Genomic DNA, 12,015 nt, shown 5'->3' with positions numbered 1-12,015 from the left:
GTGTGCTCGCCCGTAGGTGTCCCCGGCGGCGTAGCGAGCACGCCCCAGCCAGCCGCCTCCAATGCCGATGAGGGGATGGCTGGCCAGGCACGCCGACCGCCACGGTTGCCCGGGCGGCACGGAGAACTGGTACGCCGGACGCGGTATGAGCACGCCCGTGCCGCAGCCCCACAGCACAGCGGCCGTGATGATCAGGATGGTCTCCGACTGCGGGAGCTTGGGCTCAGCTGCCTGAGGGCCGCTCCTCTGGGCCGTCTTGGCTGATCAGCCCCAGTTCTTCAGCGCATCGGCGACTTGGCGCACGTCGCGGCGTCCCTCGACGGCGTCGATGACCAACGCGATCGCCTCTTGGCTGCCGACCTTGACCTGGATGCCGCTGGCGTGGAGATAGGCGTAGGCGACCTGCGCGGCGAACAGCTCGTTCGAGTGCTCGAGGGCAGGAATCCGTGCGAGGGCGTGCAGGAGGGCGGCGGCTCGGTGGTGCGAGGCCGGGTAGACCAGGGTGCCCATGACCTCGTGTCGGTGGCGGGCGACGGCGGCGGCCAGCGCCCCGTAGTCGGTGACGTCGGGGTCGCCGGGCACGAGGTTCTGCGCGATATCAAGCAGCCATCGCTCGTCGATGAGCACAACGGGCGCCATCAGGCGGCGTGGCTGCTGGGGCCGGTCCCGAAGCGATCGGCGAAGGCCTGCCCGTGCTCCTCGACGAAGGCCCTCGCACCCTCGAGGAACCGGGTGCGCGCAAGGTCGTCGGTCAGCCGCCGGCTCGCGTACTGATCTGGGTCCTCGTGGCCGTCGGCGGCGCGCCGCTGCAGCTCCTCGTACGTCTCGTCGTCGACCTTGATGCGGATCTCCTTCGCCATGTCCCCACGGTAGCCGCGCCGGGCGCCGCGTGGGAGTGGATATCGGAAGCGAGATCCCGGGACTGCCATGGTCAATGATTGAACCAGGCGCAATCGGATCACTACTGAACGTAATATTTCTTGCTGCTCAGCTGCACGTTTCGGTCGCCAGGAACGCTTCATGGGTGGAGGTGGCTGTCGCCTCTGGTTGCCCAGGGGGCCGACACACGGAATGCTCAAGTACAGGGGAGAACACGTGCAGCACGACACGACGCTGCAGCGTGGTTGATCCAAATCGCGCTTGCCCTCAGGGTGTTCGGCCTGGATGTGATCCGCGGCTGTCGTCGGCTCCTCACAGCCGGGGTCGGCGTCGGCATCTCCGCTGCCAACCTTCATGACAGCCAGGCGCTCAAGCCGCTCGTAAGCGGCATTCCGCCGATCCGCTCCCGACGCGGGCCCCGTAGGCGCCGCCCTGCCAAGCTGCATGGTGACAAGGGATACGACTACGACCACCTGCGCCGATGGCTACGCGAACGGGGCATCCGCCACCGCATCGCCCGCAAGGGTATCGATTCATCGCAGCGGCTGGGCAGGCACCGTTGGGTCGTCGAGCGGACGCTGTCCTGGCTGGTCGGCTGCCGTCGGCTTCACCGTCGCTACGAACGCAAGCCTGAGCACTTCCTCGCCTTCGTCGGCATAGCCGCCCCCCTCATCTGTCACCGGCCTCTGGCCAGGACGTAACGGCGGCGACGGCGATCCGGCTGGATACGCTCACCTGCCATGACCACCCGAAAGGTGTCGTGATGAGCCAGTACTTCGATATGGGCGACGAGACCCTGTGGAACCCATCCAATGGAGCTTCCCGTCTGTTCCAACGCCAAGTGGCTGTCTTCGAGGCGGAGCTGGAGCTCTCGTCGGGCATCGGGCCGATGGAGAACGACGAGTGCCAGATCGACCTGGCTGCCTTCGAGATCTTCGTCAATGCCCTACTGGCGCAGCACCGAAGAACGAGCCATGCCATAGTGCTTGCGCTCTCCGAGGGGTTCATCGCCACCGTGCTGGTTCTCGCAGAGCGCGCCGGGATCAGGGTGGACTGGGCACAGTTCGGGTCTGACCCGGATGACGCACTCGAAGATGTGCAGATTTCCGCCGTCACAGGGATGTCCGCTCCTGCCGATGGGCGGGCCTGGGGCGCGGGACTGAGCGAGAAGGCACGGGAGCTCGGGCAGCGTATGCCTCGCTGACCAGAGCAACCGGGCACGACAAACGGATCGCTGGCCCACCGATGCAGTCCACCAAAAGAAACGGTGTCTAAGAGGTCGTTTTCATCTTGAGTGCGGTTTTCTGGGTTAGTTTGTTCTGGCTGTCGATGTGCTGCTGGTGAGGCTGTGGTGGCGGTTCTGCTTGGTGCGGCTGGCGGTGTGACGGATGGGGCGGAGGTCTGCTTGCGCCTGTCTCAGCCCAGGACACCCGGGTCTGTTCCGTGCTTCGACGCGGCGGGGTGCACGCCTGGGCGCACGCCCCCGGGCGGCGGTACGCCCAGGTCATGACGGAACGTCGTGCGTATCCGAGTGATCTGTCCGATGCCCGCTGGGAGTTGATTGAGCCGGTACTGTCAGCGTGGCGCTTCGAGCGTCGCGGCCGGGCTCTGGACTTCGGCCGGCCACCGAGGCATCACCTGCGCGAGATCATGAACGCGATCCTCTACGTGGATCGCACCGGCTGCCAGTGGGCCTATCTCCCGCACGACTTCCCGCCGCATCAGAGCGTCTATGGCTACTTCGCCAGGTGGCAAAGGGACGGTGTCTTCGCCCAGCTCAACGGTCTGCTGAGGGAGCTGGTGCGCCAGCAGGAAGGGAAGAGCCCCGAGCCCTCGGCCTGCGTGATCGACGCGCAGAGCGTCAAGACTTCTACCAGTGTCCCCGCCAGGAGCCAGGGTATCGACGCGGGCAAGAAGATCGTGGGCCGCAAACGCAGCATCATTACCGACACCCTTGGCCTTCTGCCGGCGGTGCTGGTCACCGCGGCCGGCGTCCAGGACGCCACCGCCGGGCAAACCCTCCTGGACCAGGCCGCCGCCAACCATCCCGGCCTACGCAAGGTCTGGGTCGACGGCGGCTACCGCAAACACTTCGTCGAGCACGCCGCCGCCCTCGGCATTGACCTGGAAATCGTCCAACGCGCCGCCGGGACCAGGGGATTCACCCCGATCCCGAAACGGTGGGCAGTGGAGCGGACCTACGGCTGGCTGATGCTGCACCGCCGCCTGGCCCGCGACTACGAAACCCATCCACACCGTTCCGAAGCCATGATCCACCTTGCCATGACCGACCTGATGGCCCGCCACACATGGCTGCGGCGAGTCCGAGAAAGGCCAGGTAGTTGCGGGGGCCGCGTTAGGAGCGTGGGCTGAGCCGGCGGCGCGTGTTGTAGAAGTCCACGATCCATGTAGCGATCTTCAGGCGGGCCTCGGCGCGGGTGGTGAAGCGGTGCCGGTGGAGGTACTCGACCTTGAGCACGCTGTGGAACGACTCCGCGGCCGCATTGTCCAGTGCCGAGCCCCGCGTCCCATGGACTGCACCACGCCCAGGTGGGCGCACAGGCTGTTGTAGGCCTCACTCGTATATTCCGACCCGCGGTCCGAGTGGAAGATCACGCCGTCCGCGGTGCCGCCGCGTGTCGCGGCGGCCATCTGCAACGCGGCACCGACCAGGGACGCATCGTGCCTCTCACCCATCGCGTAGCCCAAGCGCCCGGCGCGAGAACGCATCGTGAACGGAGGCGAGGTGGAGCTTGCCCTCGCCCGTTTCGACCTCGGTCATGTCGCCCCACCACAAGACGTCCGGAGCGATCGCGTCGAAGCGGCGGCGCACCAGGTCACGGGCCGCCTTCCGCTTGCCGGGCCGGGTCAGGCTCTTGCGGCCGTGCGGGGGCTTGCGGCCCTGGAGCCCGAGCTCGGCCATGATCTGCGCGACGGTGCTCACCGAGACCTGCCGGCCCTCGGCCCACAGATCCAGCGTGATCCGCGGTGAGCCGTAGGTCCGCCCTGAGGCGTTGAAGAAGTGAGTGATCCGCTCGGCCAGCGTGCCTGACCGCGCGTTTCGTCGGCTCCGACGGGCGGCATCGCCGCTTGTAGAACCAGGACTCCGACACCCCAGGAGCCCGGCAGGCAACGTTGTGCGGGACACAGTGCTCGGTCTGCCAGCCGGCGATGAAGCCCGCAAGCGTCACTTCGTCGCCTCCTTCACCCAGAGGACCACGGAACACTTGAGGACTTCGCGCTCCATCCCGATCTCGCTGTTCTCCTTGCGTAGTTGCTTGTTCTCCTCGCGCAGCCTGCGCAGTTCGTCGCGTACGGACTCGTTCAGACCGCCCGCGGCCTCGGCATCTGAGCAGACCTTGGCCCAGTGGACCCGGGTCTGCAGCGTGCCCTCATGCACGCCCAGGTCCCGCGCGACCTCCGCAGCCGGCTTCCCGGTCTCCAGCGCGATCCGTACCGCGCCCTCACGGAACGTCGCATCGTACGACCGTCGCTTCCCGGCCATGACCCTCGACTTCGCCTTCAGTCATACCTCCACGCTACGAGGGGAAGGTCAGGCGCCCCCAGCCCTGCGCGGGCGTAGACCGCTCTCGACCGCCGACTCTGCTACTGCAGTTGGCCGTCGTAGTCCGGAAGCTTGAAGGTGCGCTCGGCGTGCCCGCCCTCCAGGTCGGTGGTCCGGTTTCCGATGTTCGCGACAATCGTGTGGCCCTCGCGCTCGATGGAGCTACGGCAGTTGGTCTTCATGGTTGCCTTGGACGAGTGGTCATCCGGCTGCCGCATGCACAGGCCGTCGACCGGGAACCCAGCATCCTCCAACTGTGAAGCGGTCTCCTCGCGCCCGGACTCCTTCCGGTTGGTGACGAACATGACAAAGGCTCCGTTGTCGTGTGCGAACCGCGCAAGGCTGAGGGTGGCCTCGATCGGCTTCTCATCGTCGAAGTCGGTTGCCAGCGAGGTGTTGTCGATGTCCAGCACGATCGCGACATCCTCACCACTGTCGCGCAGGCGCTGCGCAAGGAAGTCCTGGGCGGGCGCGATGGCGGCGGAGACGTCCCTCAGCCACTGGGCCTTGCTGGGCAGGGCGGCGTCCACGACCTCCGGCTGGTTACCGGGCTGTGCCCCGGTTGACTGACTGGCGAAGGCCCCAGACACCACCGTGCCTGCGATGATCAGGCCGCCGACGGCGGCGAACGTTCCCACGAGGCGTGGGTTCCTCTTCTTTACGTGTTTCATCCGAAACCTCCGGGATCGAGTACCGCCGTGTGCTCCCAAGGCTGTTCCTGAAGGAGCGACTGCCACGCAATACGCGGAACCGGCTCCAAATGTTCACCACGGATGGTGTGCAGGAAGCCGTCTATTCCCTTTGCGAATAATCCTGTTCGCGATTCATTCCGGGACATGACGGAAGCGCCCCCGCCACCCGGCCTCTGCAGCCGCAGGTCGTCCCGGGGCACGGCAGGAGCCCGACCAGGGCCTGTGTGATGTTGTAATTAACCGGTTGTCTTCAAGGGGTCGTTGATCCACATCATCGAGGCGCGGAGGCGGAGGCCAGCAAGATAGCTATCGGGCGTCTTGTCGCAACGAGTCGCGACGTCCCGCCAGGCCTTCAGCTTGTTGATCAGGCACTCGACGGTGTTCCGCTCCTTGTAGAGAGACCGGCGTGGTGGTTTGCGGGCCGGCCGCCCCGGCTACCTTTCTTCTTCCGGTTGGCTGCTTGGTCCTTCTTCTCCGAAACGACTGCCTTGATGTTGCGTTTCCTTAGGTAGGGGCGGTTGGCGCGGGACGAGTAGGGGTCTTTCCCCAAGGCCGGTTAGTCAACGATCTCCGGTCGTTGTCGAGTCGCGGTCGAGGAAGTGAAACGCGAGCAACGGAGCCCCACGGAGTCCAGGTGGAATGCGCCGTTGATGCCGAAGTCGGTCAGCTTGTAGAAGCCGCCCTTGCCGGTCGTGGTGGGCAGAAGCCACGGGCTGGGGAGCGGAGCAGCGGAAAGGCTGCGGATCACGTCCGTCTTCTCTTCGTCGGACGGGCGCCGCATCGTCTTCGCGAAATTCTCCTTAGAACTCGTAACACGATCTTGTGCATGGGTGCTGGTCGGGCGTGACCGGTACGACGATTCCGCCGTTCGTGAGGTGTGGGGAATCGGCCGTGGATCGTAGAGGATGAACTGTGGGAGCTGATCGAGCCGTTGCTGCCGCCGTGGCCGCGGAAGGCTCCCGGCCCGAGGCCGGTGGATGACCGGCGGTGCCTGCAGGGCATCCTGTACGTGCTCTACAACGACGTCAGTTGGCAACTGCTGCCGCTGGAGCTGGGGTTCGGCTCCGGACAGACGTGCTGGCGCCGGCTAGGTCGGTGGCATGAAGCCGGCGTCTTCGAGACGCTGCACGGCATCCTGCTCGCCGAGTTGCACGCGGCCGACGCCCTGGACTGGACCCGGGCCTGCGTGGATGCCTCCCACATCCGCGCGGAAAAGGGGGCAAGGCGACCGGCCCGTCACCGGTCGACCGCGGGAAGGCGGGCAGTAAACACCATCTGATCTGCGACGGGAAGGGCACCCCGTTCAAGGTCATCACCACCGCGGCCAACGTCAACGACGTCACTCAGACCCTGGCGCTGGTCGACGGCATCCCGCCCGTGGCCGGAAAGCCCGGCCGGCCGCGTAGGCGCCCCGACGCGCTTCTGGGCGACAAGGGCTACGACAGCAACCCCAACCGGCGCGAGCTGCGCAAGCGCCGGATCCTGCCGGTGATCTCCCGCAAGGGCGCCCCCAACATCAAGGGCCTGGGCAAGCTCCGCTACGTCGTCGAGCAGACCTTCTCGCTCCTGCACCACTTCAAGCGCCTGGCTGTCCGCTGGGAACGGCGCCTCGACCTGCACGACGCTCTCGTCTCCCTCGCCTGCGGCCTCATCTGCTGGAGACGCCTCAAGAAGGTCCGCAGCAGATCAGAAGGGCAGCGGCTCGGAGCTGAGTGACTCGGTATATCCAGGGACCACCGCCCAGGAACGGCGGCGCAGATCGCATCCAAATCGGCGCGGGTCTGGCCCCGGACGTGAAGCCAACTGTGGACGCCCAGGCCATCTTCGCGCAGCAGCTTGCCCGGGGCAGAGAACCATCTTGAAGCGGTCGGGAGATCCGTTCAGCCGATGGTGAAGCGCTGGTTCTGGGCGCCTCGGTCGCAGCGGGCAGTGCGGTAGTAGCCGTTGTCCTGCTGGTAGAGGCAGCGGCCCGTGCCGACGCTCTGGAGCATGATGGCGCTGCGGGCGGCGGGCTGGACGGTGCGCCACTTCTGGTATGAGCCGCCGTTACAGCGCAGGGGGTAGACGTCGCCCCGGTCATTGCTGTCGAGGCAGCGGCCCCAGAAGTTGTTCTTAAGAGTGGTGCTGGTGTTGAGGCGGCCGTTCCACTGCCACAGGAGGCTGCCGCGTCCGGTGGTGCAGCGGTCGCCCTTGAGGCCGGTTTCGGAGGTCTCGCGCAGGCAGTCACCGTAGCGGTAGTTCGCGAAGCGGCTGGTGGCGGTGGCAGCCGAGGCGGGTGTGGGGGTGAGGAGGGGGAGGGCGAGGCCGGCTGCGGCGACGAGGGCGGCGAAAGCTTTCCGGGTCGGGCGGCGCACTGGGGGTCTCCTTACAGTGGTTTTCAGAGGTACCTCAACAGGATCCCCGAACACCACCGCCTACGCCTGAAGAATGGGGAAAACCCGCTGACGACTCCTGAAGGTCCGAGAGGAGGCGCTACGTCGAAGCTGCCACTTATGCCACAGAACGTATCGGAAGCCCGAGCTGCATCGCCAAGAGACAATCAGGCCGCCAGAGAGCGCCGGCCTCCAGGGCCAGTCCGCAGCTTGGCAGCTCGCCAGAGCGGCCAAGCATGGATCCGACGAACGCGATGCCTCGACGACACGACCAAGATCGTGTTACGAGCTCTTAGAGGCTGTTGTCGTTCCGTACCTGAGGGCGGCGTTCTCGCTGGTCAGGCATAGGGCGCGTTATTCTGTGGGAGGGGTGGCCTGTCGTGCTTGTCGCTTCTGGGGAGGTCGTGAATGCCGTCGGTCGTGGGGTTGCTGGAACAGCGCGAGCTCGGTGCCCGTCGTCGTGTGGACGAGCTGCGGGAGGAGGCCGACCGCGTCCAGGCCGAGCTGGCCGTGGCCGAGCGGGACTGGAAGGAGTGGGTGATCGCCCGCTCGCGGGTCGGTGAGGTACTGGCCCCCGAGGACGAGGCCGATCAGCAGGGCCAGGCCGAGCGGACGGCATCGGCAGAAGGACAGCGCGAGGAGGCATCGGCGGCGCCGAGGGCCGCGAAGCCGAAGTCACAGGTGCCGGTGTGGCGCGAGGGGTTGGCATCGTCGGTGCTGTCGGAGGAATACCAGCGCATCCTGCGGGCACTCGAGGACCGGCGTCGGCTCCATCAAGGACCTCTGACGTGCCAGGAGATGGCTGCCTTGTTCGGCCTGGATGCGGTGCCGGCGAAAGTGGAGGCGCTGCGGCCGAAGGCGAAGCGGCTGGTGGCTCGCGGCTGGCTGGCCGAGCGGCAGCCGGGCCGGTTCGCGCTCGCCGCGAGTGCGGCCGGGCCGGGCGGCGAGTCATGAGCGGGACCATCGACCAGTAGATCATCGCTTCGGCGCTGGCGGTGCGGCGCTCGAAGTCGCGGACCAGGCGGCGGCTTCGCATCAGCTGGGCGAAGAACCGCTCGACGATCCACCGCTTGGGCAGCACCACGAAACCGCGCATGTCGTCGCTGCGTTTGACGATCGCAAGGACCAGAGCGAGCGCGGCCAGGCAGTGCTCGACGAGGCTGCTGGTGTAGCCGCCGTCGGCCCAGACGAGGTTCAGCCGGTGGTGTGTGTCGGTGACCTGTGCCAGTAGGACCTGGGCGGCGGTGCGGTCGCCAATGTCCGCGGCGGTGACCATCACCGCGAGCAGCAGGCCGAGCGTGTCGACCACGACGTGCCGCTTGCGCCCGTTGATCAGCTTGCCGCCGTCGAAGCCGCGGCTGTCGGCACCGACGACGGCGTCCGCCTTGACGGACTGCGAGTCGATCACACCCGCACTCGGCTCCGCATCCCGGCCCAGTGTCCGGCGGACGTGTCCACGCAGCCTGTCGTGGAACTCCCTGGCCAGGCCGTGATCGCGCCACCGGCAGAAGAAGGCGTACACGCGGTCCCACGGAGGGAAGTCCGCCGGCATCGCCTGCCACTTGATGCCGTTGTCCACGAGGTAGCCGATTGCGTCCAGTATCGCCCGGTGGCAGTACACCTCCGGCCGCCCGCCCCGGCCACGCATGCAGCCCGGCATCGGCAGCAGCGGCCGGACAGCCGCCCATTCCACACCCGTCATGTCCGACGGATACCGGCGAACACGTTCCGGGTGATCGGCTGCATTTCCGAACCGACACTGTCCCCGGGATCGGCCGCCTCGGGGCTGAGATCATCATCGCCGAGACAGGCGGCGACATGACCCAGTTCGCTTCCGCCCACCACCTGGCCTCCTGGATCGGAGTCTGCCCCGGCCAGAACGAGTCGGCCGGGGTGAGCCGGTCCGGCCGCACCCGCCCCGGCAACAGCAACCTCAAACGGCTGCTCGGAATCGCCGCCATGGTCGCGATCAGGAACAAGAACTCCTACTCGGCGTCTTCTTCCGCCGCCTGGCCGCCCGACGCGGCGGCAAACGAGCCCTGGTCGCCGTGGTGCACAAACTCGCCATCGCTATCTGGCACGTCCTGCACGACAAGACCCACTACCGGGAACTCGGCGCCGACCACTTCACCCGACGAGACCCCGAACGCGCCATGCGCCGCATGCTCAAGGAAGCCAACAGCCTCGGCCTGACCATCCGCTTCGAACCCATCACGGCCTGACCAGCTGGCTCACCCACGAGCCATTTTCGTGTCAGGCCCAAGCGGAGGCTACCTGTTGTACGTGGGCAGTCGGAGGGTGAAGCGGGCGCCGCCGAGGGGGCTGCCGGTCGCGGTGAGCGTGCCGCCGTGGGCTTGGGCGGCCCAGGAGGCGATGGACAGGCCAAGGCCGGTGGAGCCGGAGCCGCTGCGGAAGCGGTCGAAGAGCGAGTCGGCCAGGTCGGGCGGTATACCGGGGCCCGCGTCGTCGATGGTGAGTACGCCGTCGGGGGTCACGCTGAGTTCGATCTCGGCGGGCCGGCCCGCCGCGTGCCCGTGCGTGAGCGCGTTGGTGAACAGGTTGGTGACGGCTCGGCGCAGCAGGTCCGGGTCGGCGTTGACGACAACAGGGCGGGTGTCGACGGTGATCTGGTGCCCGTCGGTGGGGGTCTCGTCGACCACTGCTTCGACGAGTTGGTCGAGGCGCAGTGGTTCGCGGGCGAGAGTGGCGACGCCGGCGATGAGGCGGGAGCGGGTGAGCAGGCCGTCGATGAGGTCGCCCATGCGGGCGGCCAGGCGCACGGTGCGTTCCAATGCGGTGGTGCGTGAGGTGTCGTCGCACAAGGCGGTTTCGGCGAGGAGGCGCAGCGACGCGACGGGGGTGCGCAGGTCGTGGGCGGCGTCGGCGAGGAAGGCTTCCTGTTGCTGCAGTGCGTTCAGAGTGGGGAGGATGGCACGGCCGGAGATCAGGTGGCCGGCGACGGCGGACAGTGAGAGCAGCACCACGCAGCCGGTGACGAGCAGGAGCGTCAGCTTTCGGTGGGACTCCTGATCGGCGGCGGTGTCGGCGGCCATGACGATGACACCGCCTGTGGTGTCGCCGTCGGGCCCGGTGAAGATCGTGGCGAGGAGCCGGAGCGTGTGGCCGTTCTTGGCGTGTGCGTTCGTCACGGCGGTATCGCCTCGCCGTACCGCGGTGGAGGCTATCGCGCGGACATCGGTCATCCGGGCCTTGATGCAGGGCCGGTGCGGCACGTGGACGACCTTGAGGTTGCCCGCGTTCACGGAGAAGACGGTCAGCGGCGGGCAGTCGGTCTCCATGAAGTCGAGCAAGCTGCTGACGTCGAGGCGGCCTTGGTCATAGTCGAGCCCGGTCATGGCCTCGGTGGCCTGCAGCTCCAGGTTGCTGTCGGTCTGGTGATGGGTGGAGACGTCGTCGCTGTGGATGGCGAAGGCCGCCAGACCGATCAGGCCAACCGCACTGGTGAGGGCGAACAGAGCGGTCAGCCGCCACCGCAGTCTGCCAGCCCGCCGCGCCGCGGGCGTGGTTGCGGCCTGGCGGGAAGCGGGCCGGGCCCGGCCCAGAACGGCTTTCATCGCCGGATCTCGGCACAGGCCAGTCGGTAGCCGACACCACGGACGGTGTGGATCAGCGGTGGGTCGCCGAGCTTGCGGCGCAGTTGTGAGACGAGGACGTCGACAACGTTGGAGCCCGGTTCGGCCATCTCGTCCCAGCATTTCTCGATCAGTTCGGCGCGGGGCACCGCCTGGTCTGCGCGGGTCGCCAGCACCTCCAGCAGCGCGAACTCCTTGCCGGTCAGCCAGAGCAGCACGCCGTCCCGGCGCACCTGTCGACGGGCGGTGTCGATCTCCAGGTCCGCGACGCGGTGTATGGGCGGTCTGGCGTTCCCGGCCCGTCGGCACAGGTTGCGTACCCGGGCGACCAGTTCGGGCGCGGCGAACGGTTTGACCAGGTAGTCGTCGCCCCCGGCGGCGAATCCGTCGACCCGGTCGGCGACGCGGTCGCGGGCGGTGAGGAACAGCACCGGCACGGTGCGTCCGGTCCGGCGCAGGTTCTGTACGTAGTCGAGGGCGTCGCCGGAGGGGAGCATCCGGTCGAAGACGGCGCAGTCGTACTCGGTGATGAACAGCGCCTCGTCGGCGGCGGGCAGGTCCGCCACCTCGTCGACGGCCAGACCGTCACCGCGCAGGGCCACGGCCACGGTGAACCGCAGGTCGTCGTTGTCTTCGATCACCAGTACGCGCACAGCGGCCAAGAGTAACCGCTTCCCTCATCAAATCCTCATGGTGCCTCCGCGATGGTCTTGCAACGTACCAGGTGGCCGACGAGAGGCGGAACGAAAAGTGCAGCAGTTTCCCTGGAGCAGCAGGAACTCGGGCAGGCAGGAGGTCCAGGCTGAGCCTGCGGACCGCCTCACGATCGCGTCGGCCTTGCGGTCCGTCGGCCGCACCTCCGGTACCCCAGGTGCGAGGGCATCGCGCCGTATACCCCGGCGGCGCGTTGCCCT

Annotated in this window: 16 protein-coding genes and 5 pseudogenes; 7 read left to right on the top strand and 14 right to left on the bottom strand. The window is 67.4% G+C overall.

Annotated elements, in window-relative coordinates; all coding sequences use genetic code 11:
• Positions 1-264: 264 nt before the first annotated feature.
• The gene (locus ACH4UM_RS39795) at positions 265-639 is read right to left on the bottom strand and encodes a fic family toxin-antitoxin system, toxin component (RefSeq protein ID WP_398190926.1); all 375 of its coding nucleotides are present in this window, start codon (positions 637-639) and stop codon (positions 265-267) included.
• The gene (locus tag ACH4UM_RS39790; RefSeq protein ID WP_234519903.1) at positions 639-860 is read right to left on the bottom strand and encodes a hypothetical protein; all 222 of its coding nucleotides are present in this window, start codon (positions 858-860) and stop codon (positions 639-641) included. Before ACH4UM_RS39790 ends, ACH4UM_RS39795 begins: the two co-directional genes overlap by 1 nt.
• Before the next feature lie 354 nt (positions 861-1,214).
• Between ACH4UM_RS39790 and ACH4UM_RS39785 the strand changes: the two are divergent.
• The 3 genes and pseudogenes from ACH4UM_RS39785 to ACH4UM_RS39775 all read left to right on the top strand — a co-directional run.
• A pseudogene (locus ACH4UM_RS39785) lies at positions 1,215-1,580 on the top strand (transposase); the annotation flags it as partial.
• 62 nt (positions 1,581-1,642) lie between these two features.
• Positions 1,643-2,083: a DUF6086 family protein gene (locus ACH4UM_RS39780; protein ID WP_398190923.1), complete on the top strand. Its 441-nt coding sequence runs from the start codon at positions 1,643-1,645 to the stop codon at positions 2,081-2,083.
• 302 nt (positions 2,084-2,385) lie between these two features.
• Positions 2,386-3,252, top strand: a complete 867-nt coding sequence (locus ACH4UM_RS39775; RefSeq protein ID WP_398190921.1) for an IS5 family transposase — start codon at positions 2,386-2,388, stop codon at positions 3,250-3,252.
• Here the strand turns inward: ACH4UM_RS39775 and ACH4UM_RS39770 are convergent.
• The 7 genes and pseudogenes from ACH4UM_RS39770 to ACH4UM_RS39740 form a co-directional block, all read right to left on the bottom strand.
• The gene (locus ACH4UM_RS39770) at positions 3,236-3,358 is read right to left on the bottom strand and encodes an IS3 family transposase (protein ID WP_398190918.1); all 123 of its coding nucleotides are present in this window, start codon (positions 3,356-3,358) and stop codon (positions 3,236-3,238) included. The two genes, ACH4UM_RS39775 and ACH4UM_RS39770, sit on opposite strands and share 17 nt — an antisense overlap.
• A 101-nt stretch (positions 3,359-3,459) precedes the next feature.
• Positions 3,460-3,531: pseudogene (locus ACH4UM_RS39765) on the bottom strand (hypothetical protein); the annotation flags it as partial.
• Positions 3,532-3,568: 37 nt separating this feature from the next.
• Positions 3,569-4,027, bottom strand: coding sequence for an IS3 family transposase (locus ACH4UM_RS39760; protein ID WP_398190915.1), 459 nt, complete (start codon positions 4,025-4,027; stop codon positions 3,569-3,571).
• A 39-nt stretch (positions 4,028-4,066) separates the two neighbouring features.
• Entirely contained in the window at positions 4,067-4,384 is a 318-nt protein-coding gene (locus ACH4UM_RS39755; RefSeq protein ID WP_398190912.1) for a transposase, read from the bottom strand.
• A gap of 101 nt (positions 4,385-4,485) precedes the next feature.
• The gene (locus ACH4UM_RS39750; RefSeq protein ID WP_398190909.1) at positions 4,486-5,082 is read right to left on the bottom strand and encodes an HAD family acid phosphatase; all 597 of its coding nucleotides are present in this window, start codon (positions 5,080-5,082) and stop codon (positions 4,486-4,488) included.
• A gap of 290 nt (positions 5,083-5,372) precedes the next feature.
• A pseudogene (locus ACH4UM_RS39745) lies at positions 5,373-5,671 on the bottom strand (IS5/IS1182 family transposase); the annotation flags it as partial.
• Between the two features lie 21 nt (positions 5,672-5,692).
• A complete protein-coding gene (locus ACH4UM_RS39740) occupies positions 5,693-5,884 on the bottom strand; it encodes a hypothetical protein (protein WP_398190906.1) in 192 nt (63 codons plus the stop codon).
• A 129-nt stretch (positions 5,885-6,013) separates the two neighbouring features.
• On the opposite strand from ACH4UM_RS39740, the gene ACH4UM_RS39735 reads away from it, so the two are divergent.
• Positions 6,014-6,852, top strand: a protein-coding gene (locus ACH4UM_RS39735; protein ID WP_398190903.1) for an IS5 family transposase whose coding sequence is annotated in 2 segments (ribosomal slippage) — positions 6,014-6,331 and positions 6,334-6,852 — 837 coding nt in all. Because the reading frame shifts where the segments join, the coding sequence is not laid out codon by codon here.
• A 164-nt stretch (positions 6,853-7,016) separates the two neighbouring features.
• Here ACH4UM_RS39735 and ACH4UM_RS39730 read toward each other — a convergent pair.
• Positions 7,017-7,490: a hypothetical protein gene (locus tag ACH4UM_RS39730; RefSeq protein ID WP_361125075.1), complete on the bottom strand. Its 474-nt coding sequence runs from the start codon at positions 7,488-7,490 to the stop codon at positions 7,017-7,019.
• Positions 7,491-7,916: 426 nt separating this feature from the next.
• Between ACH4UM_RS39730 and ACH4UM_RS39725 the strand changes: the two genes are divergently transcribed.
• On the top strand, positions 7,917-8,462 hold the full coding sequence (locus tag ACH4UM_RS39725) for a hypothetical protein (protein WP_398190900.1): 546 nt from the start codon (positions 7,917-7,919) through the stop codon (positions 8,460-8,462).
• A 28-nt stretch (positions 8,463-8,490) separates the two neighbouring features.
• Here the strand turns inward: ACH4UM_RS39725 and ACH4UM_RS39720 are convergent.
• Positions 8,491-9,210 (bottom strand): annotated as a pseudogene (locus ACH4UM_RS39720) (IS5 family transposase); the annotation flags it as partial.
• Entirely contained in the window at positions 9,207-9,350 is a 144-nt protein-coding gene (locus ACH4UM_RS39715) for a hypothetical protein (RefSeq protein WP_398190983.1), read from the bottom strand. The pseudogene ACH4UM_RS39720 and the gene ACH4UM_RS39715, both read right to left, overlap by 4 nt.
• Between ACH4UM_RS39715 and ACH4UM_RS39710 the strand changes: the two are divergent.
• Both ACH4UM_RS39710 and ACH4UM_RS39705 read left to right on the top strand, forming a co-directional pair.
• Positions 9,327-9,434: pseudogene (locus ACH4UM_RS39710) on the top strand (transposase); the annotation flags it as partial. The gene ACH4UM_RS39715 and the pseudogene ACH4UM_RS39710 sit on opposite strands and share 24 nt — an antisense overlap.
• Before the next feature lie 122 nt (positions 9,435-9,556).
• Entirely contained in the window at positions 9,557-9,730 is a 174-nt protein-coding gene (locus ACH4UM_RS39705; RefSeq protein WP_398190981.1) for a hypothetical protein, read from the top strand.
• Between the two features lie 48 nt (positions 9,731-9,778).
• Here the strand turns inward: ACH4UM_RS39705 and ACH4UM_RS39700 are convergent, their stop codons facing one another.
• Both ACH4UM_RS39700 and ACH4UM_RS39695 read right to left on the bottom strand, forming a co-directional pair.
• Positions 9,779-11,083 (bottom strand): sensor histidine kinase, encoded by a 1,305-nt coding sequence (locus tag ACH4UM_RS39700; RefSeq protein WP_398190897.1) that lies wholly within the window; start codon positions 11,081-11,083, stop codon positions 9,779-9,781.
• Positions 11,080-11,754, bottom strand: a complete 675-nt coding sequence (locus ACH4UM_RS39695; RefSeq protein ID WP_398190973.1) for a response regulator transcription factor — start codon at positions 11,752-11,754, stop codon at positions 11,080-11,082. Before ACH4UM_RS39695 ends, ACH4UM_RS39700 begins: the two co-directional genes overlap by 4 nt.
• Positions 11,755-12,015: the final 261 nt, after the last annotated feature.

Origin of the sequence: Streptomyces sp. NPDC020801 (genome assembly GCF_044334385.1) — a bacterium.
Lineage (GTDB): Bacteria > Actinomycetota > Actinomycetes > Streptomycetales > Streptomycetaceae > Streptomyces.
Note: the sequence above shows the minus strand (reverse complement) of the source record. Positions and strands in the feature narration are given on the sequence as shown.

Excerpts from the sequence above, each read along its gene's own strand:
- ACH4UM_RS39775 (WP_398190921.1), top strand. The coding sequence starts at position 2,386 with ATGACGGAACGTCGTGCGTATCCGAGTGATCTGTCCGATGCCCGCTGG.
- ACH4UM_RS39725 (WP_398190900.1), top strand. The coding sequence starts at position 7,917 with ATGCCGTCGGTCGTGGGGTTGCTGGAACAGCGCGAGCTCGGTGCCCGT.
- ACH4UM_RS39790 (WP_234519903.1), bottom strand. The coding sequence starts at position 860 with ATGGCGAAGGAGATCCGCATCAAGGTCGACGACGAGACGTACGAGGAG.
- ACH4UM_RS39780 (WP_398190923.1), top strand. The coding sequence starts at position 1,643 with ATGAGCCAGTACTTCGATATGGGCGACGAGACCCTGTGGAACCCATCC.
- ACH4UM_RS39795 (WP_398190926.1), bottom strand. The coding sequence starts at position 639 with ATGGCGCCCGTTGTGCTCATCGACGAGCGATGGCTGCTTGATATCGCG.
- ACH4UM_RS39700 (WP_398190897.1), bottom strand. The coding sequence starts at position 11,083 with ATGAAAGCCGTTCTGGGCCGGGCCCGGCCCGCTTCCCGCCAGGCCGCA.
- ACH4UM_RS39755 (WP_398190912.1), bottom strand. The coding sequence starts at position 4,384 with ATGGCCGGGAAGCGACGGTCGTACGATGCGACGTTCCGTGAGGGCGCG.